We start from the raw sequence: 19,347 nt of genomic DNA, 5'->3' as shown, positions 1-19,347 counted from the left end.
CCACCGCCCCCCGCCCTGGAACCATCGACATGACGCGCCCACTGCTTGCCGCTCTCACCTTGCTCGCCCTGAGCCTGCCGGCCCACGCCGACGTGACGCCGTTCCCCGCGACCTTCCACACCCAGGAGATCAAGGCCGACGGGGCGACGATGCATGTGCGTGTCGGCGGCAAAGGCCCGGCCGTGGTGCTGTTGCATGGTTTTGGCGATACCGGTGATATGTGGGCGCCGCTCGCGGCGGATCTGGCGCGTGATCACACGGTGGTGGTGCCCGATCTGCGCGGTATGGGGTTGTCGTCGATCCCGCAAGACGGTTACGACAAGAAGACTCAGGCGGCGGACATTCGCGCCGTTTTGGCCGCGCTGAAGATCGAACATTCGGTGGTCATCGGCCATGACATCGGCACCATGGTCGCCTTCGCCTATGCAGCGCGCTATCCGCAGCTCACCGATCGGCTGGTGGTGATGGATGCGCCCGTTCCCGGCATCACGCCGTGGAACGACATTGTTCGCTCACCGATGCTCTGGCACTTCGATTTCGGCGGTGCGGACATGGAGCGTCTGGTGGCCGGACGCGAGCGGATCTACCTCGACCGTTTCTGGAACGAGTTCGCCGGCACCCCCGCTAAAATCGACGAGGGCACTCGCCAACACTACGCCAGACTCTATGCCCGGCCCGGTGCCATGCATGCAGCGTTTGCGCAGTTCCGCAGCATCCGCCAGGACGCCATCGACAACGCACCTGTGCTGCAGCAAAAACTGCGCATGCCGGTGCTGGCCATCGGCGGTGAAAAGTCCTTCGGCAATAACGAAGCGATCGTGATGCGCAACGCTGCGGACAACGTCACGGAGGTGGTGATTCCGGCAGCGGGACACTGGCTGATGGAGGAAGCGCCGGCGCCGACGATCAAGGCCGTTCGAGACTTTATCGCGATGTGAGGATTTGCCGTTGCCGCGCCCCGCGCCATGCGTCAGGATTCCACTCTTTTGATCGCAAGGAACTAACGTGGAGCGTCTATTCGTTTATGGAACCCTGGGCCCGGGGCGGCCGAATGAGCATGTCATGCAGAACATCGGTGGCACCTGGCAGCCGGCCTCGCTCAGAGGTCGACTGACGCAGGCGGGCTGGGGCGCCGAAATGGGCTTTCCGGGGCTGGTGATTGCGGATGATGGCGACGTAATCGAGGGTTTCGTATTTTCATCGCAGAACTTCCCTGCCCATTGGGACGACCTCGATGCGTTTGAAGGCGCCGAGTACCAGCGGGTTGTGACCGCCGTGACGCTGGCCGACGGCACGCTGATCGAAGCCAACGTGTACGCCTTGCGCTGATCAATATTCGCCATCGCCGCCTAGCCACTGCACCGATTCACGCTTACCATAGCCACAACTCGTATTACCGCGGCTGCTGAACCCGGTATTCACGAGGAAATGACCATGAACAGAACCCGCGCCTGGCGACGTCAGCAGGCCCGTAAACACGGCAATGGCAAAGCGGCCGATCCGCTGAAGTTCAAGCCGCCCAAGAACTGGAAGCTGATGTACACCCGTGGCGACAAGTTGATCAGGGCACGCCAACTCGGCATGAGCTATCCCATTCGCTCCACTCGCCAATTGTTGGATCAAGCGTGACCAATCTTCTGTTTGTCTGCAGCCGCAACCAGTGGCGCAGCCCCACGGCAGAGGCCATCTGGCGCCGCCGTGAGGGCTTCAATGCCCGCTCCGCCGGCACAAGCCCGAACGCACGCAAAACGATCGGCCCGGCGGATATTCGCTGGGCCGATTTCATCTTCGTCATGGAACGCAAACACCTCAATCGCCTGCAGGCCGAATACGCCCGTCTGCTTGAGCACAAGCGCATCTACTCGCTGGACATCCCCGACGATTACCCGTTCATGGACCCGGCGCTGGTGGACCTGCTCGAAGACACCGTCAAGCCCTACCTCAACCCGTAGGCTTCATGCGCAAATCGCAGCCTTAATTCAACAATTTCAAACCGAGCAGAACCCATGAATCGTCAAAAAAAGCTGAAGCAGTTGTTCAAGGAAAAGGCCAAAAAGGCCAGCGCCAAACTGGCACCGAAAAAACCTAAATACATCAGCAAGGCTGACCGGGCGAAACAGGCGACTGAAGAAACGCCCGAGTCGCAGGATTCTGCGCAGAGCTGATCACCCCTGCTGCGTTATACCGGGCGGACTTCAGCCATCCGCTCAGCCCGCTGGTAAGGACTTTTCGGCGCCTGCCAGCCCCGCATAATTTTTATGCCCGCAAAGCATTGCACGCGCAGGCTTTGCCCCACCGCTTATATTCCGCAATCGAATAAAGCGCATATTTTTAAGTATTTTATTTCTCCAACCACACGCCGCTATATCTGCGCCTCCGATCCGGCACCTCGCTGGAATTTGCAGGAGCATCCGCGTGATTCGAACGACGTCGTCAAGCACAATCTCCCTCGCCACAGCGGCGCTTTCCCTCGCTGCCGTCCTGGTCAGCGGTGCCGTCATGGCCGATGCGGTCAAGGAAATCCGTATCGCCGTGCCGGACATCAGCGCGGGCCCGACGCCCAGCGGCGCCGGGATTGTCGATGTGCTGCGCGATCGCCAGGCACTGGAAAAGGAGTTTGAGAAAGACGGCATCAAGGTCCGCTGGGACTTCTTCAAAGGCGCGGGGCCGGCGATCAACGAAGCACTGGCCAACAATCAGGAAGACTTCGCGTACCTCGGCGATTTGCCGGCGATCATCGGCAAGGCCGGTGGCCTCGACACGCGCCTGCTCAGTGCAACCGCGCGTGACGTCAAACTCTACCTCGCGGTGCAGCCCGGCTCGGGCATCACCACACTCGAAGCATTGAAAGGCAAACGCGTGGCGATCTTTCGCGGGACTGCCACGCAGCTTTCGTTTGCCTCGGCACTGGCGCATCAGGGCTTGAAAGAAAGCGACTACAAAGTGGTCAACCTCGATTACAACGCCGCCAACGCGGCACTGGCCGCCAAGCAGATTGACGCCACCTGGTCCGGCGCCGGGGTGATTGCGCTGAAGGCGCGCGGCCTCGCCGAGCTGCCGCTGACCACCGTCGACCTTGATGGCGCCGGTAGCATGCAAGCCGTGCTGTTGGGGCGTGGCGCTTTCGTCGATGCGCACCCGGAACTGGTCGCGCGTCTGATCAAGGCGCAACAACCCGCCATCACCTGGTTGCGCAACGACGACCATAAACAGGACTACATCAACCTCGTTTCCAAGCTCGCCAGCTTCCCGGCAGACATCCTCACCACCGATGCCAAAGACCAATCGCTGGTGAAAATTTTCGCTCCGCAACTCGACGCACCGTTCCTCGACAACTTGCAGCGCAGCGTCGATCTGGCGCTCAACGCGAAGCTGATCCGCAAAGGGTTCGACGTGAAGAGCTGGGCCGAACCGCGCTTCATCGAGGCCGCATTGCAACAGACCGACACCGCTTCGCAAACCCCACAAGCCAGCCGCTAAAACAAGGAATGCCCATGACCACTCTGTTCATTTTTCCCGGTGCCTGCTCGTTCGCCGCCCATGTCGTGATTCACGAATTGCAACTGCCGATCAGCGTCGAGCGCGTGACCTTCGGCGACCCGAACTCGCCGTATCGCCAGATCAACCCGACCGGCCGCGTGCCGGCGCTGTTGCTGGATAACCAGACGCTCCTCACCGAGAACACCGCAATCCTGCCGTACCTCGCCGATCTCAAACCCGGCACAGAATTGTTCGCCCCGGCAGGTTCGGTCGAGCGCGCGCAGATTCAGGGCTGGCTCGGTTACGTCGCGACCGAAGTACACGTCGCCGCGTTTCGCCCGATCAATCGGCCCGAGCGTTACAGCGCCGATGAAACAGCATTCCCCGGCATTCGCCAGCGAGCGCTGGAGCAACTGACCAACGCCCTGAAACCAATCGAAGCGCGACTGGCGCAAACCGAGTATCTGGTCGGCGATCGTTTCACCGTGGCGGACGCCTACCTCGGCGTGTTCCTCGGCTGGAGCGCCCGCGTCGGTGTGCTCAACGATTTCCCTGCGCTGCAAGCTGCGCTCGGTCGCTTCCGCGCCCGGGAATCGGTGGTGCACACACTGAGCGCCGAAGGCCTCGCCTGAGTCACCCCGAGGACGGATAACCGAGCACGCCGGAGAATCACCATGCCAAGCACCGATACCATTGCCACCTGGGCCCAAGTCATCGCCCGCACGCTGGAAGCACGGGGCATCGACGCCGCCCCGTTGCTGCACGAGGCCGGTATCAGTCGCTGTCATCTGCATGACCCCGATCAGCGCATCGCCCTCCCCGCCATGAGTGCGTTCTGGCGGGCGGCGCGGCGTATCAGTGCTGACGAATGCTTCGGCCTGCAAGTGGCGCAGTACAGTTATCCGACCGACTTTCACGGGTTGTTTTTCGCCGCGCAAAGCAGCTCGACGGTGATTGAAGCGTTGCAACGGGGCGTGCGTTACGCCCCGGTGATCACCACGTCGGCGGCGATGAGTCTGGTGCGCGGGCCGCACAGCACGCGCATGGTTTACGGCGTGGCCGACGGCGCGGAAGTGGAGCAAATCGCCACCGAAGCGTCGATTGCCTGCGCGGTGCGCTTCACCCGGCAAACCTGGGTGGATCTGCCCATCGTGGACGGTGTGCGATTGGCGCGCCCTGCTCCAGAAGATCCGCAGCGCTGGACGCGTTTGCTCGGTTGCCCGATCCGCTTCGACGCCGGCGAAAACGCCATTGAGTACAGCAACCGCTGGCTGGATGCACCGCTGACCACAGCCAATCACGCCGTGGCTCAGGGACTCGACGGCGTGCTCAACGACTATCTCGAACGGCAACGACGCCTGAATCTGCCAGAGCGGGTTCGCGCGGCGATTATTCGTTACTTGCCTCTGGGTGAAGTTCAGCAAAGTCGGGTTGCCGATGAACTCGGCATGAGCGTACGCAATCTGCATCGGCACTTGCTCAAACACGACAGCAGTTTCAAGGCGTTGCTCGACGATTGCCGGCGGCAACTGGCGTTCAGTTACCTGCGTCAGACCGACTGTTCGATCAACGAAATCTGTTATCGACTGGGCTTCAATGAGCCGAGCAGTTTCAATCGCGCGTTCCGTCGCTGGACCGGCGCAAGTCCCGGTAAATGGCGCCGTGATGATCTGCCGTTGCAACCTCAACGTTACGTGCCACGGCCCACTGTTTTCGCGGCTGAGCGAGCACTGTCGATCGCGGTTTGAGTCACTTGTCTGCGGCGGACCACAGGTTGTCCGCGCAGGCCCCTTTTCTCTCCTTCACACGCTCTAGCATGGCACGCCTACCGAGCCCGACCGATAGCGTCGCGCGGCAATAAAAGGAGCTCTGCGTCCATGCTTTTACGTTATTCGGCCACCACGGCCCATCGCCTCAAGCCCCTGAGCTTTTCCTTATGGCTGGCGCTGCCCGGTGTCCTCTGTTCGACCCAGAGCTTCGCCGCTGAAGAAAGTAAATCGTCAGCAGCGACGTCAGCCCAGGCCGACAAATCGGCACCCAGACTTGAACAGGTCACCGTGACCGCGCGCCGTCGCGAAGAACAGTCGCAAGACGTGCCGACGCCGATCACCACCCTCAGCGGCGCCAACCTGGAAAGCCAGCGCATCTACAAGATTCAGGATCTGCAACAGGCCTTGCCCAGCGTCAACGTCGCCTATGTTCATGCCCGCGTTTCCAGCCTTGCGGTACGCGGCATTGGTAACAACCCGGCCAGCGATGGCCTGGAAGGCAGTGCCGGGATTTATCTGGACAACGTCTATCTCGGTCGCCCCGGCATGGCCGCGTTTGACATGCTCGATGTCGAGCAACTGGAACTGCTGCGCGGGCCGCAAGGCACGTTGTTCGGCAAGAACACCACGGCCGGCGTGCTCAACATCACCACCCGTGGCCCGACGTTCACCCCCGAGCGCAGCCTCGAAGTGTCGGGCGGGCAGGACGGCTACTTTCAGGGCAAAGGCACGGTCTCCGGGCCGCTGACCGATACCCTCGCCGGGCGCTTGTCGTTCTATCGCACACGCGATGACGGCTATCTGAACAATCACCATGACGACCGAACGCTGCTCGGCGGTGAGCGCGAAGGCCTGCGCGGGCAATTGCTGTTCAAACCCAACGACGATTTCAGCCTGCGCTGGATCAACGAATACAACACGGAAAACTCCAGCAGCGGCAGCAGCGTGATCTATGGCGCCGGGCCCGTGTTCTGGCGCCGCGCGGCACTGGTCGGGGCGAATCCACAGGTAGGCGAAAGCAACATCGACGGCCGGCAGAACGTCAGCGTGCACCAGAATGCGAGTTCCGTTGAAGCCAACTGGAACCTCGCCGGCGGCTATACGTTGACCTCGATCAGCGCTTACCGCAGCTGGCACTTCAACCCGGCCAACGACGCCGACCAACTGGAAGTCCCGGTGATCAACGACTTCGGCTACGAAGTCCACGACCGGCAGTTTTCTCAAGAGGTGCGTCTGGCCTCACCCAAGGGCGAATTCTTCGACTATGTGGTCGGTGCCTATGCGTTCAAGCAAGACCTCGGCAATCGCATCTTCACCGACCTCGGGCCGCTGGCGGACCTCAACCTGATCGGCGCCAATCTCAATGCGCTGAACAACGTCAACAGCAAGGTCAACGGCAAGATCGACACCGAGAGCTACGCGCTGTTTGCCCAAGGCACCTGGCACCTGACCCAGCGCCTGGATTTCAGCGCCGGCATACGCGGCACCTACGAAGAAAAAGAAGCCAACGTGAAGCGCTTCGCCCCCGTCGGCGGTGGCACGCCGGTCGTCATTCCGGGGGTGGTCAATGGCAACGCCGTGCGCGCCAGCCAGGTCGGCGCCTACGACACCGGCGACCTGCACCTGTACAACGCGGCGCCATCGTTTCTGGCCAGTTTGAGCTACCACTTCAGCGACGATGTGTTGGGCTACACCTCGCTGTCCCACGGTGAGAAATCCGGCGGCGTCAACCTTGCGGTCGGCTCGGCGCCGAGCGCTGGCGCAGAGTCGTTATTGGTCGGCCCGGAGCGGGCGAACGATGCAGAACTGGGGATCAAAAGCCAGTTGTTCGACCAGCGCTTGCAGCTCAACGCAAACGTGTTCTGGACCGGCGTGAACGGCTATCAAGCCACCACTTACTACCAGCCGCCCGGTTCATTGACCGGTTACCAGTTGCTGACCAACGCCGGCACCGTGCGCTCGCGCGGCGTCGAGTTCGAAGCGACCACCGTACCGGTGCGCGGCCTGACGTTGAACGTCAACGGCTCGTTCAACGACGTCACTTACCTGTCATTCAAAGACGCGCCCTGCCCTTCGGAAAATCCAGGGCAAACCAATTGCGACCTCAGCGGCCAGCGCGTGGCCGGCGCCTCGCGCTGGATCGGCAACGTCAACGGTGAATACAAATGGCCGCGCATCGATGGCATTGAACCCTACGCCACCGGCAGCTACGCCTATCGCTCGGCCAGCGAAGGCACCCTCGACAATTCCGATCTGGCGAAGATCGACGGTTACGGCCTCGCCAACTTCTCGCTGGGTGCGCGCGTCGACTACGGCGACGGTTTGCTGGACGCCTCGCTGTGGGTGAAAAACGCCTTCGATCGCGAGTATTACCTGGCCGTTGGCAGTGGTTCCAACGGTCTTTACACCGCCTCGCCAGGCCAGCCGCGCACTGCCGGCGTGACCTTGCGCTATGACTTCTGAGGAGACTATGACAACAGCAAAAATGAGCCTGGGCGCGTTTCTCATGAGCAGCGGCCACCACCTCGCCGCTTGGCGCCACCCGCGTGCCTGGGCCGGCGGCGGACTGGATTTCCAACATTTCAAAAAACTTGCCATCACTGCCGAGCGCGGCAAGTTCGACGCGATATTTTTCGCCGACAACCTGGCCCTGATGGGCTCGCCGGAGCTGGGCCAGTTCACCACCGCCGGCGATGTCTTCGATCCACTGGTGCTGCTCTCGGGGCTGGCAGCGGTGACCGAGCGCATTGGTCTGGTTTCAACCGTATCGACCAGCTACAACGAACCTTATTTACTGGCGCGCAAGTTCGCCTCCCTCGACCACCTGAGTGGCGGGCGCAGTGGCTGGAATCTGGTGACCTCGGCGACGGATCTGGAGGCGCTGAATTTTGGCCGCGACAAGCATTTCGAACACGGTGACCGTTATCAGCGCGCCGAAGAGTTCATCGATGTGGTCACCGGTCTGTGGGACAGTTTTGAAGACGATGCCTTCGTCCGTGACAAAACCAGTGGCGTGTTTTTCCAGCCGGACAAACTGCATGTGCTCAATCACCACGGCGAAAACTACCGGGTACGCGGGCCACTGAACATTCCGCGTACGCCGCAGGGTTACCCGGTGCTGATTCAGGCGGGCTCCTCGGAACCCGGCAAGGCACTCGCCGCGCGCACCGCCGAAGTGGTCTTCACCGCGCAACAAACACTCAGCAATGCCCAGGCCTTTTACGCCGACGTCAAAGGTCGTCTGGCCGGCTATGGGCGCCGCCCTGATCAGTTGAAAGTCATGCCGGGGATTTCGCCGGTAATCGGCCGCACTCAAAGCGAGGCGGAAGATAAATACCAACAGCTACAGGATCTGGTCGAGCCGCGTGTCGGGCTGGCGATGCTCGCGGGCATGGCCGGTGGTTTCGACCTGTCCGAATATGATCTGGACGGCCCGTTGCCGGAGCTGCCGCCGAGCAATTCGATGCAGAGCCGTCAGGCGTTGTTCATCGATCTGGCGCGCCGGGAAAACCTGACGATTCGCCAGTTGTACCTGAAAGTCGCCGGTGCGCGCGGCCATCACACTGTGATCGGCACGCCGAAAACCATCGCCGACACCCTTGAAGAATGGTTCGTCGGCCAGGCTGCCGATGGCTTCAACATCATGCCGCCGTTTCTGCCGGAAGGTCTGGATGACTTCGTCGACGGCGTGGTGCCTTTACTGCAGCAGCGCGGGCTGTTCCGCGAGGAATACAGCGGCAGCACCTTGCGCGATCATTTGGGCCTGGAACGGCCGGGTAATCGCTACCGGCGCTGACCCGGAACGCGGCGCCGTCACAACGGCAACGGACGATCCTGCACCACCCGTTTCATCACCAGCGTCGAGGTCAGGCGCTGGACATTCGGCAGCGTCGAGAGACTGTCGTCGTACAGGCGCTGGAACGCCGGCAAATCCTCAGTGATGACGTGCAGCAAGTAATCCGGCTCACCGAACAATCGTTGCGCATCGACCACTTGGGTGATGTCGACCAGCGCCGTCTCAAACGCCTCGACCGCTTGCCGGTCGCCTTCGCGCAGGGTGACAAAAACCATGGCGGAGAAGTTGAGGCCGAGCGCTGCCGGGTCCAGTTGCGCACGATAACCCAGCAACACCCCCGACTCTTCCAGCGCCCGCACACGGCGATGGCACGGCGAGAGACTCAAGCCCACTCGGTCAGCCAGTTCGGTGACCGACAGGCGTCCATCCTTTTGCAGCTCAGCAAGAATCTTCCGATCAATTCTATCCACGCAGTAAAACCTTCCAATCAGCAGCGTCTTTACGACCATCTTTGAGAGAAGATTCTAGCGGACTTTCATTATTCTTCCTGCATCCAAAAATCTGTTTCAGGACGCAATGATGAAAAAAACAACCTGCTATCCACCGTCTAGGGTGACGTCATGAGCCTCAGTGTGTTCGCCGCGTTCTGGGCGGTGTCGATCCTGTTCGTCATCACGCCGGGCGCCGATTGGGCTTACGCGATCTCCGCCGGCCTGAAGCATCGCGTGGTCTTGCCCGCCGTCGCCGGGCTGTTATCCGGCCACTTGCTCGCAACCCTGATCGTCGCCGCTGGCGTCGGCACCTTGGTCGCCAGGCATCCGCTGGCCTTGTCCGCGCTCACCGTGGCCGGCGCCGGCTACCTGCTCTGGCTGGGCGCCAACCTGCTTGCCCGCCCTGCCGCGCCACACGCCGACGAGGGTCAGGCAAGCGATTCGTGGGCCCGTTGGGCCTTCAAGGGCTTGTGCGTCAGCGGACTCAATCCGAAAGTCTTTCTGCTGTTTCTCGCGCTGTTGCCACTGTTCACCGATACCGCTGCGCCGTGGCCCGTGCCGCTGCAAATGATTGCCCTCGGCCTGGTGCACACCATCAGTTGTGGCGTGGTGTATTTGCTGGTCGGTTTCGGTTCGCAAGTCGTTCTTCGGGCACGTCCTGCCGCTGCGCGTTGGGTCTGTCGGTTGTCTGGCTTGATCATGATTGTCATTGCGCTGGTGCTGCTGATCGAACAGTGGCGTGCCTGATCTATTCTCTGTCCACTGCCCACTGGAATCTTCCATGAAAAGCCCAAGAGAACGCGCCGCCGAAGGCCTCAACGTCGGGGACCGCTTCACCGTGGTTCGCTGCTTTTGCGCAGACGATATCCTGCAATTTTCGCAGATCTCCCGGGACTACAACCCGGTTCACTGCGACGCGGATTACGCACAACTGCGCGGATTCAAATCGCCCATCGCCCACGGGCTTTTGACGGCCAGTCTGATCACGCAAATCGGTGGGCAGATCGGATGGCTGGCAACCGGCATGAGTTTCGAATTCAAGCGCCCGGTGTACCCCGGCGAGCAGATAACCTGCGATTGGCTCATTACTCACATTGATGAGCGCGGTCATGCGAAAGCCGAAGTCAGCGTTATCAACGCAGACGGCATCCTCGTGCTGCAAGCAACGACAACTGGCGTGCTACCCGGTGAACGGGAGCGTGAACGTTTGAAGCGCATGCTCGCTGAGGGAGATCTTTCCAACGGGGCGCGGTGATGACTCGCTGTGTTTAGGGAAGGTCGCTACGCTCATAACGCTTCGCGACTGCCCGACTTTAATTCAACGCGGCTCATGAATCGGACAGCCATTGTGTTCCCCGCGAAATCCGGCAGACATTTCATAGGCGGGTTTGCGCACGCGCATGACTCCACCTAACGGCCGATGAGCCGCGAGACCCTGCCATGGACTGAACGCCATGCCATCGTCAATCTCCTGAATGTTTTCGCGACTCCACGCGGTTTGTGGCTCGACCTCGATTCGCGCCACGGTGATGTAAGGACTGAGCGCCTCCGGCCACTCGACCGAGGCATCCTCGATGGGCATTTTTTCGAGGTCGGTGGCGAGTTGCACTTGCATCTCCCAGATTCCGGAGTGCTGATCAAAATAGGCCTTTACAGCTTCTCGCAGACCATCGGGATTGTCGCCAAAATCCACGTGCTGATGAGTCAATTCTGTCAGCGAGGGTGCCACCGGCACAACGGCCACTTTTGCGTAGTAAGGGCCATAAAGCACCGGTACGACGGTGCTGAAACTCTCGCCAAGGATATGCGTTTGCGGGTGGCCGCCCAGACTCTTCAACGTACCACTTTCGCCGCCGACGGCTTCAATTGTTGCCTCCACACCACGAAGCAATGCAGAAAAAGCCTTCTTTAAACCCGGCGCCTTGTCCGTGGTTTTCGCCAACAGCTTGAGTGACTTGAGAAATGCCTTGGGGGTGGCGGACGTGAAGGCTTTGGCGTTGATCATCACAAAATCCTGAGTCACCGCTCCTTCGCTGCCCGGCAAACGAGGGCCTTCGACTCCAATGATCTTTAGCGCCAACCCTCTTGGGGTCGACACCTTGTCATCGAGGATGTCACCGGGATTGGTCGAGAAACGCAGAACCACCGGTAATGTCCCTGGCGTGGCGAATGCCCCTTGGGCCAGTGCGGCGGGCAAGTTGTCGAGCACGGTAATGCGCCCTCGCAGCAGGCCATGAGCCTTGGCATGGACGCTGCGAGTGGCGTGTGCATTGTCCTTGAACGTGGTCTCTGAAATGGCGTGCAGCGCTTTGACCAGCTCTTCGCTGGTCTGGGCTTCGTCGTCGGCAATCTGCTCGAAGGACGGCTCGAACGGCAACGGCCTGGAAGTAGCGCTGATTACTGGAAGGTCATTCATTTGGGTAACTCCGCTCGGTGAGCCAGCGTCCACGGTGAAAGAAACTTGCCGGCTGTTAGGCTGCCGGCAAAGGCATGAATGACTCAGGCTATGGGCACGACATGGTTCAGGGTGCCACCGTGCGGGCCGTCGTAGACGATCGCTTTCATGGTGTTCTCCCGTTAGCGAAACGAAGAAAAATCTCGTCTGCTCAGACTTATCTGTCAGGAAGCCAGGAACCAATGTTCAATTGATTGCAGCGCATGCCTGACGAACGGTCAGCCGCAGCGCCAGCCATCAAAAACAATGAATTTTGTGAGCACGCCGCTATCTATTTGCGCGCGTTGCTCACTGGGAGGGAGTTGACCGGTTGGCGTGTTCAAACAGCACACCTGCGGCCTCTCTCATGAAAATCTCGACAGTCTTGGGGCCAATCCCCTCGAACTCGGACAAGCGTTTTTCGAACGCCTGACGATCGGCGCTGGCCGCCACGATGTTCGTTACCTTGGCGGCGTATTCATCGTTGAGCTTGTTGGCCAGCGCCAGCAAGCGCGATGCCGTTGACTCGTCGTAACGCACGTAGTGAGCCTGACCGAGCATGGCGACCAGTTGCCGATGCGTGCAACGCGCGAGTTTTTGCGGGGTGTCTCGCTGATGCTGTTCGACGATCACCTGATACGCCCTCGCAGCAATCTCACCCTGGATTCTTTTGCCCATCAGAAAACTGGCGACCAGCCATTTGAACAGGCCTGCTTCGTTCGCACCGGCGAGGTCGATCTGCAAGTCCTGGGCGCTGATGATTTTGGCCATTGAGCCGTCCACGAGAAATGTAAAAAAGAATTTCAAAGACTCAGTGTGGTCTATCCAATCTCCACATCAAGAGTCAGCCACCATGAATTTTGCACATTTCTGCCAGGCGCTTTCCAACTGGGCCGGCAGCTCAAAAACTTTTCTCCTGGCAATTGCCTTGATTGCAGTCTGGGGTTTTACCGGTCCCTACTTTCACTACAACGATACCTGGCAACTCATCATCAACACCTCGACGACCATCATTACCTTCCTGATGGTGTTCCTCATCCAGAACACGCAAAACCGCGACAATGACATCCTGCACCTGAAAATCGACGAGCTGATACGCGCCACCACCGATGCGCAAAATGCGACGTTGTGCCTGGACAAAATGGGCTCCCGAGACCTTCGCAAGCTTCGCGACCGATACAGCTCGCTGGGTGAGAATGATCAGGTCAATCTGCAACCGGAAACGGCCCCGACTGGCGAATGACAGCGGAGCCCGACACTTCTGCGGTTTGGCTCTGTCGATTACATACGCATTGGATCTTTCCTTGAGCATCTGCGGCCCTAGACTGGGTTCAGTCTCTCGGCTCATTTGCAAAGGAAGCTCCAGATCGTGCGCGACTTTGATTGCCAACCCGTTTTGTGCGGCCCCACGTTAAGACTCAGGCCACTGACCGCGAGTGATATTGAGGGCATGTTTTCGGCGGCCAACGATCCAGAGATATGGATCGGCCATCCTGCCCGGGATCGCTATCAACGACCGGTGTTCGAAAGCTATTTCGCCGCTCGATTGGCCACGCGCCAGGCACTGACAATCTTCGATATCGACACTGGGCAGATTGTAGGGATGTCGAGCTACTACACGCCGCCGGATGTGCCCGCCAGCATCGCCATCGGCTACACCTTTCTGACGCGGGAAAAATGGGGTGGCGAAGCCAATCGCGAACTTAAACAGCTGATGCTGGAACATGCCTTCAGCGCCTACGACACCGTTTACCTGCACATCGCGCCCACGAACATTCGCTCGCAAAAAGCGGCGTTGAAGATAGGCGCGGTGCATTTGTATGACGCTGAGTTGAACCTGTCCGGGGTGGCTGCTTTGTGCAGGTGTTATGGCGTTACGCAGGCGCAGTGGGCGGCGGCAGAACATGGGAATTGGTCGTCTGAGTGAATATCTGCCCAATCTGAGTAGCGGAAAAAGAGCAAAGCAGCCCCTCACCGATGCCGTGCTTTCAGTTTCTGATTTCGCTCAAAAACGCTTTGATTTTTTCATGCTCTTCAAAGGTCAAATCATAAGTAAGCTTTATTTTCTGAGCGGGCAACGGTTTAACCGCAAGAAGTTTATGTAAAAACTGCCACGCTGCCACCATCAGAATCAAAGCCGCCAGATAGGCAAGGAGATAGAAACTGAAGACAAATATAAGTTGCGGGGCATCCTTAAAATCCAGCAACGTCGAAAGGTATATCAAGGTGTCGGTGACAACGATAAACAGAAGGATAAAAACCCATAACAAAAGACTCCGCACTCCAGTTGCAACCTTCATACTTTTTACTCTCTTTTTCCCGAATAACTAACGCGGCGACTCAACAGCCTTTATAGCTCATCACCCTCTTTGCCGTGGAACGATCAGATACCTGTATCTACATAGTACCAACCCCCACTCATATCCGTGACACTGGCTTTTTCCGCCTTATCGGGCTGGTATGCAGCCTGCGGCGAATAGATATACGAGGCATAACAGTAGAAGCACGAAAGATCGATTTGCGCGAACGAAACAGTGCCTTTCTCAGATAGGACACTTATTCTGATTGGCGTTATTCCAGCCTTTTTTGCAGCTGCTCTGATCTTGGCAAAGATCTCGTTCCCGTGACCATCGAAGGGTTTGGCATTGTCGCCATCACCGCAGGTAGAGGCAGGCGAGCTGGCATAGTTACCCGTATCGACAAGTAACGCTTCACACCAGTCCTGATCCTGAAAATAACCAACCTTATGGTCGTTGGCGGTGGCGACCAGCGCATTTAGCCGAGGCACCCTATCGGAGCTCGTCGAATCAGCCGTCGCGTAGAGAACAACCAAGAGAACGATCACAAGCGCAGCGACACCCAGCAGGAGGTTAATCAAAACTCCAACCAGGTAGGTAAAAGTTCCCCACAGCGCACGACCCAACGATCTCATGGAGCGCGTCATGACGACTTTGATGCGCCTGCCGGCAGAGTCGTCGCGGTCCCAATTATCCGGGGTGCGTTTGGGTATCTCAGGGTTGGGGGCGCTTGCCTTTTCGCTCATGAATCATCCTTGCTCTTCCTTGAAAATCCCGTCCTGAAACTTTGCCGAACTGCAGGACAAAAAAACTCCGCGCCGACGAGTCGGATCCTTGTCACGCGCAGTGGCGGAAGGATAACACCAACAGCTTCCGTACAAACCGTTCTACAGGTTAGCCACGGCCTGCAAATGTTGCGGCAAGGCTTCCAGCATTGGCTCTCAATGAGCAACTTCGCTGAAGCACTCGCCCGGTGTTTAACCGTTTCTGGACTGGTGTTTAAACATCACGTCGTCTCATGCCATATAAGCCACAACACCTTGCGACTTTGCCTACAACTCCGCCAGAATCCGCCGGCTTGTGCACTTGGTGGTCCGTCGATAACGTGGCTGATGTCGCTGATCGACATATTTCAGCAGGATCGGTATTTCACATTCAGTGCGTTTTTAACCAAGGAATGACCCAGGAAATCAAGGATTCAGATTAATGTCATTTTCCGTCGCAAGTTTCTTCCACCCTTATTCAAAATTCCTCCATGGCGCCGCCTACAATCTGCACCAGAATCTGGAAGGCTTGGGCGTCGTGTCATCGAGCTTCACCGAGCGTGATGAAGCGGGAAAGGTCATCGCAAGCTACTGGTCGCCCGATCAAGCCATGGTGATCACGCTGGGCTTTCTGGTGATGCTGGCACTGCTGCTGATTCCCTTACTGTCGGCAGCGGCCTATACGGTGGGCAAGAAACGTGGCCTGTTCTGCTTCTTCGCACTCCTGATCCTGCCGGGTGTATTGAACTGCCTGGGCCTATTTCCAATCATCAATTACCTGCCCACTCGTTACGCAATCAATGGTGTGGGTAAGCTGGGCAGCGAGGTCGGGCTAATTCCCCTTTTGATGTTGTGCGCTATCACTGGATGGGGCGTCATGGTTCTCCTGTACGACAACCTCAACCTCACTGAACGCTTCCGCCAGATCTACGATCACTTCTGGTTTCCTCTGGCTTTGGTTGCAGCGGTATTTTTCGTGGCGGACAACGGCGCCAGCGAAGACACCGCATTGCTGAAGGGGGCAACGGTGAACGTCCAGGACGCCAGCGGTTACTTGTTGAGCCAAATCAGGCGCTACGACGATTACTGTAAGGCCAATGGCCTGGATGACCTGAGGTCGTGCCAGTGGAGCCGCGATTCGCAGTGGACCTTCACACACATCAAGGAAGGCGAAGCCGGCTACTTCATTGAATTCGCGCCAGATGACTCCAGAGGTTTTTACGCCGCGAATCGCCGGACCGTGAGCGATGATGATGTGAACGCCATTCGCAAAGAGATCGCCGAATACAATCAACGATTGTGTCCTGTGAAGTACTTTTCCAGTGATATCTCACGGTCATCGCCGCTGTCGAGCACGTGTGAGTACGTGCCTTACCACTATTGCTCGGCCAGACCTGATGGTCCGCCGGGTATTGTGGACGAGGGTATCGGCAGCCACACAGTCGCCTTGGCCAGCGAGTGCATCATCCCCCGGCTCGCAGCTGCCAAACCCTACTTGAAGCAGTTGTCGGCGCTGGTAAGCCAACATGAAAAAGCCAAAAATCATCGTTGGCTGTATTTCCTCGCTGTTGCTTTAGCGATCGGCGCAAAAGTCTCCCTATCCACCACCAAGCTATGCCTGATTGATGCGCGCCCTGTAGCTGACAGACGTATCATTCTACGGGCTGTACGCTACCGACTCGGCCAGTGCGTCCGTTTTATGAAGCGTCTGCTGATTGATTGCGGCCAATGGGCTGGGTTGGTTGCAATTCGCGTATTCAAGCGTTTCAAACGTGGCTAGCCCGAGCCTACTGACATTTTTTGCCAGTAGGCGTAAGACCGCCTCGCCCTAAATCCGTCACGGCTGCAGTTATCGTGTTATCTGCGCTAACGCATGAATGACATCCGCAGCGATCTTTTCAGCAGCGCCCGCCCCGTCAATCCGCAAGAGCGCAGCCCGTTGCTGCGCAATCCACGCCTCATGCCACGCTCGGTTGCGCCCTGAAAAGTCTGGATCGTCGTACTGCGAAGCCCATTCGCGGAATGCCACATGGATCTCATGCATGTCACCGCCGGGCGCTATCCGATCACCGAAGCGCGCCTTTTCACGGGCAGCCAGGCGTTCAAGGCGTACGGGCGTGGGTGTCACTACGAACACAATCAGATCGACAGCAGTGATCAGCGCTTCTCCCCAGCCCATACAAGAACCGGTCAGCAGCCAATCGTTGTCACCAAGCTGTTCCTGGATCATCGACACGCGCTCACCGACAGGCCGTTTGGTGGTGAACGGAGGATTGGTGGGCATCCAGAAGAAATCGTCGACGTCGACGTGTCGTACGTCGAGCAGACGGGCGAGGTTTTGACCCAATGTGGTCACCCCCGCACACGAAGCACCTGTGATAAAAATTCGCACCGTTTCCTCCATGAATACACATCCGTTTCGAGGTCGGCAGGATATCCGATATTCCCCCTGACAAATCGATCCGCCGATGATGATCAGGCGATTCGCGCTCGACGACGGGCCAACACGCCTTGCAAATATCCTGAACCCAATACGATCGCCACCAGCACCAACAGGATCAATCCCCAATTCGCAGGGCTCGGATGTTGGCCAAGGATAACCATCGAACTGAAGATGCCAAACACCGGTATCAGCAGCGACAGCGGTGCCACGCGGGAGATCGGGTATTCCCGCAACAGCAGGTTCCAGCCCCAGTAACTGAAGTGCGTGGCGGCATACACCTGGAACGCGAGTGAAAACAGGGTCATCGCATTGAGTTGCGCAGGCAGCGCAATGAAGGGCGCCGAGCCGTGCAGTGACCACGTCAGCAACATCAGCGGGATGGGCGGAAACAGACTGGCCCACACCACGAACGCGAAGATCTCGCGCACTTTCGACATTTTGATGATGACGTTGCCCACGCTCCAGGCCATTGCGCTGCCAATCACCAACGCCAGCCCTGCCCTCGACGCATCACCCGGGCTGCACAATACGATGCCCAGCAACCCGGCGGCAGCCAACAGCGCGCCGAGCAGTTGCGGCCGCCCGAGGCGCTCGCCGAAAAAAATCACGCCCCAGCCCAAGGTGAAAAATGCGCTGCACTGGATCAACAGCGATGCGGTGCCAGGCGGCACTCCCCACGCGATGCCCTGATTGATCAACGCCCACATTGCAACGCCGAAGATCATCCCGTAAGCAGCCAGCCATCGAAACGCAACCCGTGGGCGCTCCACGAAAAACACCCAGGGCAACGCAGCCAGCGCGAAACGCAACGCGGTCAGCAACAACGGATCGATGTCGGCCAGGCCCAGCTTGGTCACGGGGAAATTCAGTCCCCACACCGCGGTGACCAGGATCGCGAGTAGGAGGTGTTTCTTTTGCATGATCAATCGTTCCCGACGCCGAGCGAAAGTGCTCGTATCGGGCAAATATGCAAGTAATCGAGATGGCCCGCTTTCAGTCACAGGCCATCTTTCATTAGAATCGGGCCATGCGAACAATCACCGACCATCCTTACCAGAACACACCACGCGATGCGGTCGTGACCGCCGTTGAATATGCGGACGGCACGTTGTTCCCGCTGCACGATCATCAGCGGGGGCAGTTCGCCTATGCTGCCAGCGGTGTCATCACCGTATTCACCGATGACGGCAACTGGGTCGTTCCACCTCAGCGCGGCATCTGGGTGCCCGCGAAACTTTCTCACTCCATGCAGATGCGTGGGCCGGTCACCCTGCACAACACCTATATCCGTAAACAAGCGGCGAAAAAACTTGGGCTGTCGGAGCAATGTCAGGTCTTGGAAGTTTCACCGTTGCTGCAGCATCTGCTGATGAAAGCCATCGACGTGCCCGCACGGTATTCCACTCAAGGGCGCGACGGTCATTTGATGAGTTTGCTGCTGCACGAAATCGCCGCGATGCCCGCGCTGTCGCTCAATGCGCCGCTGCCGGCGGAGCCGCGCTTGGCGTTGGTGTGTCGCGAGTTTTTGAATCAGCCTTCGCTGGAAGTGGGCATCGATGAGATGGCCGAACGTGCGGGAATGAGCCGACGTACCTTTACCCGGCATTTCCGACTGCACACCGGGATCAGTTTTATCGAATGGCGACAACAGGCTTGTCTGCTTGCAGCGGTGGTGATGCTGGGCAAAGGTCAGTCGGTCACTCAGGTTGCGATGGCGTTGGGGTATAGCAGTTCGAGCGCGTTTGCTACGGTGTTCAAGCAATTACTGGGGGAAGTGCCGAGTCGGTATGTTCTCGAACAGCGTGTTTAAGGATCAAAAGATCGCAGCCTTCGGCAGCTCCTACATAATGTAGGAGCTGCCGAAGGCTGCGAT

Annotated in this window: 23 protein-coding genes; 16 read left to right on the top strand and 7 right to left on the bottom strand. The window is 58.6% G+C overall.

The window, feature by feature from the left end:
* Nucleotides 1-29 precede the first annotated feature (29 nt).
* The 10 genes from EJA70_RS19110 to EJA70_RS19065 all read left to right on the top strand — a co-directional run bounded on the left by EJA70_RS19110 (nt 30) and on the right by EJA70_RS19065 (nt 9,045).
* Complete coding sequence (locus EJA70_RS19110; protein WP_158832755.1) at nt 30-938, top strand: alpha/beta fold hydrolase; 909 nt, start codon at nt 30-32, stop codon at nt 936-938.
* A gap of 67 nt (nt 939-1,005) precedes the next feature.
* Nucleotides 1,006-1,329: a gamma-glutamylcyclotransferase gene (locus tag EJA70_RS19105; protein ID WP_158832753.1), complete on the top strand. Its 324-nt coding sequence runs from the start codon at nt 1,006-1,008 to the stop codon at nt 1,327-1,329.
* Nucleotides 1,330-1,434: 105 nt separating this feature from the next.
* A complete protein-coding gene (locus EJA70_RS19100) occupies nt 1,435-1,629 on the top strand; it encodes a hypothetical protein (protein WP_008085616.1) in 195 nt (64 codons plus the stop codon).
* Nucleotides 1,626-1,952, top strand: coding sequence for a low molecular weight protein tyrosine phosphatase family protein (locus tag EJA70_RS19095; protein WP_008085617.1), 327 nt, complete (start codon nt 1,626-1,628; stop codon nt 1,950-1,952). Before EJA70_RS19100 ends, EJA70_RS19095 begins: the two co-directional genes overlap by 4 nt.
* Before the next feature lie 54 nt (nt 1,953-2,006).
* Entirely contained in the window at nt 2,007-2,165 is a 159-nt protein-coding gene (locus EJA70_RS19090) for a DUF2986 domain-containing protein (RefSeq protein ID WP_008085620.1), read from the top strand.
* A 334-nt stretch (nt 2,166-2,499) separates the two neighbouring features.
* Nucleotides 2,500-3,480 carry an ABC transporter substrate-binding protein gene (locus tag EJA70_RS19085; RefSeq protein ID WP_158832782.1) on the top strand — a complete coding sequence of 327 codons (981 nt, stop codon included), beginning with the start codon at nt 2,500-2,502 and terminating at the stop codon, nt 3,478-3,480.
* A 14-nt stretch (nt 3,481-3,494) separates the two neighbouring features.
* Nucleotides 3,495-4,112 (top strand): glutathione S-transferase C-terminal domain-containing protein, encoded by a 618-nt coding sequence (locus EJA70_RS19080; RefSeq protein ID WP_158832751.1) that lies wholly within the window; start codon nt 3,495-3,497, stop codon nt 4,110-4,112.
* A gap of 42 nt (nt 4,113-4,154) precedes the next feature.
* Nucleotides 4,155-5,228 carry an AraC family transcriptional regulator gene (locus tag EJA70_RS19075; RefSeq protein ID WP_158832749.1) on the top strand — a complete coding sequence of 358 codons (1,074 nt, stop codon included), beginning with the start codon at nt 4,155-4,157 and terminating at the stop codon, nt 5,226-5,228.
* Nucleotides 5,229-5,357: 129 nt separating this feature from the next.
* Nucleotides 5,358-7,712 carry a TonB-dependent receptor gene (locus tag EJA70_RS19070; protein WP_158832747.1) on the top strand — a complete coding sequence of 785 codons (2,355 nt, stop codon included), beginning with the start codon at nt 5,358-5,360 and terminating at the stop codon, nt 7,710-7,712.
* A gap of 7 nt (nt 7,713-7,719) precedes the next feature.
* A complete protein-coding gene (locus EJA70_RS19065; protein WP_158832745.1) occupies nt 7,720-9,045 on the top strand; it encodes an LLM class flavin-dependent oxidoreductase in 1,326 nt (441 codons plus the stop codon).
* Between the two features lie 17 nt (nt 9,046-9,062).
* Here EJA70_RS19065 and EJA70_RS19060 read toward each other — a convergent pair whose 3' ends face one another.
* The gene (locus EJA70_RS19060) at nt 9,063-9,515 is read right to left on the bottom strand and encodes an Lrp/AsnC family transcriptional regulator (protein ID WP_158832743.1); all 453 of its coding nucleotides are present in this window, start codon (nt 9,513-9,515) and stop codon (nt 9,063-9,065) included.
* 150 nt (nt 9,516-9,665) lie between these two features.
* Here EJA70_RS19060 and EJA70_RS19055 point away from each other — a divergent pair, with 150 nt between their 5' ends.
* Both EJA70_RS19055 and EJA70_RS19050 read left to right on the top strand, forming a co-directional pair.
* The gene (locus EJA70_RS19055) at nt 9,666-10,283 is read left to right on the top strand and encodes a LysE family translocator (RefSeq protein ID WP_158832741.1); all 618 of its coding nucleotides are present in this window, start codon (nt 9,666-9,668) and stop codon (nt 10,281-10,283) included.
* Nucleotides 10,284-10,317: 34 nt separating this feature from the next.
* Nucleotides 10,318-10,791, top strand: coding sequence for a MaoC family dehydratase (locus EJA70_RS19050; RefSeq protein ID WP_158832739.1), 474 nt, complete (start codon nt 10,318-10,320; stop codon nt 10,789-10,791).
* A gap of 63 nt (nt 10,792-10,854) precedes the next feature.
* Here EJA70_RS19050 and EJA70_RS19045 read toward each other — a convergent pair whose 3' ends face one another.
* Nucleotides 10,855-11,952: a catalase family protein gene (locus EJA70_RS19045; RefSeq protein WP_158832737.1), complete on the bottom strand. Its 1,098-nt coding sequence runs from the start codon at nt 11,950-11,952 to the stop codon at nt 10,855-10,857.
* 327 nt (nt 11,953-12,279) lie between these two features.
* On the bottom strand, nt 12,280-12,741 hold the full coding sequence (locus EJA70_RS19040; RefSeq protein ID WP_158832735.1) for a DNA methylase: 462 nt from the start codon (nt 12,739-12,741) through the stop codon (nt 12,280-12,282).
* An 82-nt stretch (nt 12,742-12,823) separates the two neighbouring features.
* Here EJA70_RS19040 and EJA70_RS19035 point away from each other — a divergent pair, with 82 nt between their 5' ends.
* Together EJA70_RS19035 and EJA70_RS19030 are read left to right on the top strand one after the other, a co-directional pair.
* Entirely contained in the window at nt 12,824-13,213 is a 390-nt protein-coding gene (locus EJA70_RS19035; protein ID WP_158832733.1) for a low affinity iron permease family protein, read from the top strand.
* Nucleotides 13,214-13,339: 126 nt separating this feature from the next.
* Entirely contained in the window at nt 13,340-13,897 is a 558-nt protein-coding gene (locus EJA70_RS19030; protein ID WP_256677708.1) for a GNAT family N-acetyltransferase, read from the top strand.
* Nucleotides 13,898-13,958: 61 nt separating this feature from the next.
* Here EJA70_RS19030 and EJA70_RS19025 read toward each other — a convergent pair whose 3' ends face one another.
* Both EJA70_RS19025 and EJA70_RS19020 read right to left on the bottom strand, forming a co-directional pair.
* Nucleotides 13,959-14,270, bottom strand: a complete 312-nt coding sequence (locus EJA70_RS19025; protein WP_158832731.1) for a hypothetical protein — start codon at nt 14,268-14,270, stop codon at nt 13,959-13,961.
* Between the two features lie 83 nt (nt 14,271-14,353).
* Nucleotides 14,354-15,013 carry a hypothetical protein gene (locus EJA70_RS19020; protein WP_158832729.1) on the bottom strand — a complete coding sequence of 220 codons (660 nt, stop codon included), beginning with the start codon at nt 15,011-15,013 and terminating at the stop codon, nt 14,354-14,356.
* A gap of 460 nt (nt 15,014-15,473) precedes the next feature.
* On the opposite strand from EJA70_RS19020, the gene EJA70_RS19015 reads away from it, so the two are divergent.
* The gene (locus EJA70_RS19015) at nt 15,474-16,811 is read left to right on the top strand and encodes a hypothetical protein (protein WP_158832727.1); all 1,338 of its coding nucleotides are present in this window, start codon (nt 15,474-15,476) and stop codon (nt 16,809-16,811) included.
* 69 nt (nt 16,812-16,880) lie between these two features.
* Here EJA70_RS19015 and EJA70_RS19010 read toward each other — a convergent pair whose 3' ends face one another.
* Entirely contained in the window at nt 16,881-17,435 is a 555-nt protein-coding gene (locus EJA70_RS19010; protein WP_008085660.1) for an adenylate kinase, read from the bottom strand.
* A 71-nt stretch (nt 17,436-17,506) separates the two neighbouring features.
* Complete coding sequence (locus EJA70_RS19005) at nt 17,507-18,394, bottom strand: EamA family transporter (protein ID WP_158832725.1); 888 nt, start codon at nt 18,392-18,394, stop codon at nt 17,507-17,509.
* A gap of 107 nt (nt 18,395-18,501) precedes the next feature.
* Here EJA70_RS19005 and EJA70_RS19000 point away from each other — a divergent pair, with 107 nt between their 5' ends.
* Entirely contained in the window at nt 18,502-19,284 is a 783-nt protein-coding gene (locus tag EJA70_RS19000; protein WP_158832723.1) for a helix-turn-helix transcriptional regulator, read from the top strand.
* Nucleotides 19,285-19,347: the final 63 nt, after the last annotated feature.

It is taken from the genome of Pseudomonas sp. PB103 (genome assembly GCF_009764635.1).
GTDB lineage: Bacteria > Pseudomonadota > Gammaproteobacteria > Pseudomonadales > Pseudomonadaceae > Aquipseudomonas.
The sequence above is the reverse complement of the archived record's forward strand: the minus strand, read 5'-3'. Positions and strand labels throughout refer to the sequence as shown.

Bases quoted from the DNA above. Each gene is read 5' to 3' on its own strand.
- EJA70_RS19085 (WP_158832782.1), top strand. From the start codon at position 2,500: ATGGCCGATGCGGTCAAGGAAATCCGTATCGCCGTGCCGGACATCAGC.
- EJA70_RS19090 (WP_008085620.1), top strand. From the start codon at position 2,007: ATGAATCGTCAAAAAAAGCTGAAGCAGTTGTTCAAGGAAAAGGCCAAA.
- EJA70_RS19080 (WP_158832751.1), top strand. From the start codon at position 3,495: ATGACCACTCTGTTCATTTTTCCCGGTGCCTGCTCGTTCGCCGCCCAT.
- EJA70_RS19015 (WP_158832727.1), top strand. From the start codon at position 15,474: ATGTCATTTTCCGTCGCAAGTTTCTTCCACCCTTATTCAAAATTCCTC.
- EJA70_RS19065 (WP_158832745.1), top strand. From the start codon at position 7,720: ATGACAACAGCAAAAATGAGCCTGGGCGCGTTTCTCATGAGCAGCGGC.
- EJA70_RS19055 (WP_158832741.1), top strand. From the start codon at position 9,666: ATGAGCCTCAGTGTGTTCGCCGCGTTCTGGGCGGTGTCGATCCTGTTC.
- EJA70_RS19020 (WP_158832729.1), bottom strand. From the start codon at position 15,013: ATGAGCGAAAAGGCAAGCGCCCCCAACCCTGAGATACCCAAACGCACC.
- EJA70_RS19010 (WP_008085660.1), bottom strand. From the start codon at position 17,435: ATGGAGGAAACGGTGCGAATTTTTATCACAGGTGCTTCGTGTGCGGGG.
- EJA70_RS19005 (WP_158832725.1), bottom strand. From the start codon at position 18,394: ATGCAAAAGAAACACCTCCTACTCGCGATCCTGGTCACCGCGGTGTGG.
- EJA70_RS19075 (WP_158832749.1), top strand. From the start codon at position 4,155: ATGCCAAGCACCGATACCATTGCCACCTGGGCCCAAGTCATCGCCCGC.
- EJA70_RS19000 (WP_158832723.1), top strand. From the start codon at position 18,502: ATGCGAACAATCACCGACCATCCTTACCAGAACACACCACGCGATGCG.
- EJA70_RS19110 (WP_158832755.1), top strand. From the start codon at position 30: ATGACGCGCCCACTGCTTGCCGCTCTCACCTTGCTCGCCCTGAGCCTG.
- EJA70_RS19035 (WP_158832733.1), top strand. From the start codon at position 12,824: ATGAATTTTGCACATTTCTGCCAGGCGCTTTCCAACTGGGCCGGCAGC.
- EJA70_RS19050 (WP_158832739.1), top strand. From the start codon at position 10,318: ATGAAAAGCCCAAGAGAACGCGCCGCCGAAGGCCTCAACGTCGGGGAC.
- EJA70_RS19100 (WP_008085616.1), top strand. From the start codon at position 1,435: ATGAACAGAACCCGCGCCTGGCGACGTCAGCAGGCCCGTAAACACGGC.
- EJA70_RS19025 (WP_158832731.1), bottom strand. From the start codon at position 14,270: ATGAAGGTTGCAACTGGAGTGCGGAGTCTTTTGTTATGGGTTTTTATC.
- EJA70_RS19045 (WP_158832737.1), bottom strand. From the start codon at position 11,952: ATGAATGACCTTCCAGTAATCAGCGCTACTTCCAGGCCGTTGCCGTTC.
- EJA70_RS19040 (WP_158832735.1), bottom strand. From the start codon at position 12,741: ATGGCCAAAATCATCAGCGCCCAGGACTTGCAGATCGACCTCGCCGGT.
- EJA70_RS19070 (WP_158832747.1), top strand. From the start codon at position 5,358: ATGCTTTTACGTTATTCGGCCACCACGGCCCATCGCCTCAAGCCCCTG.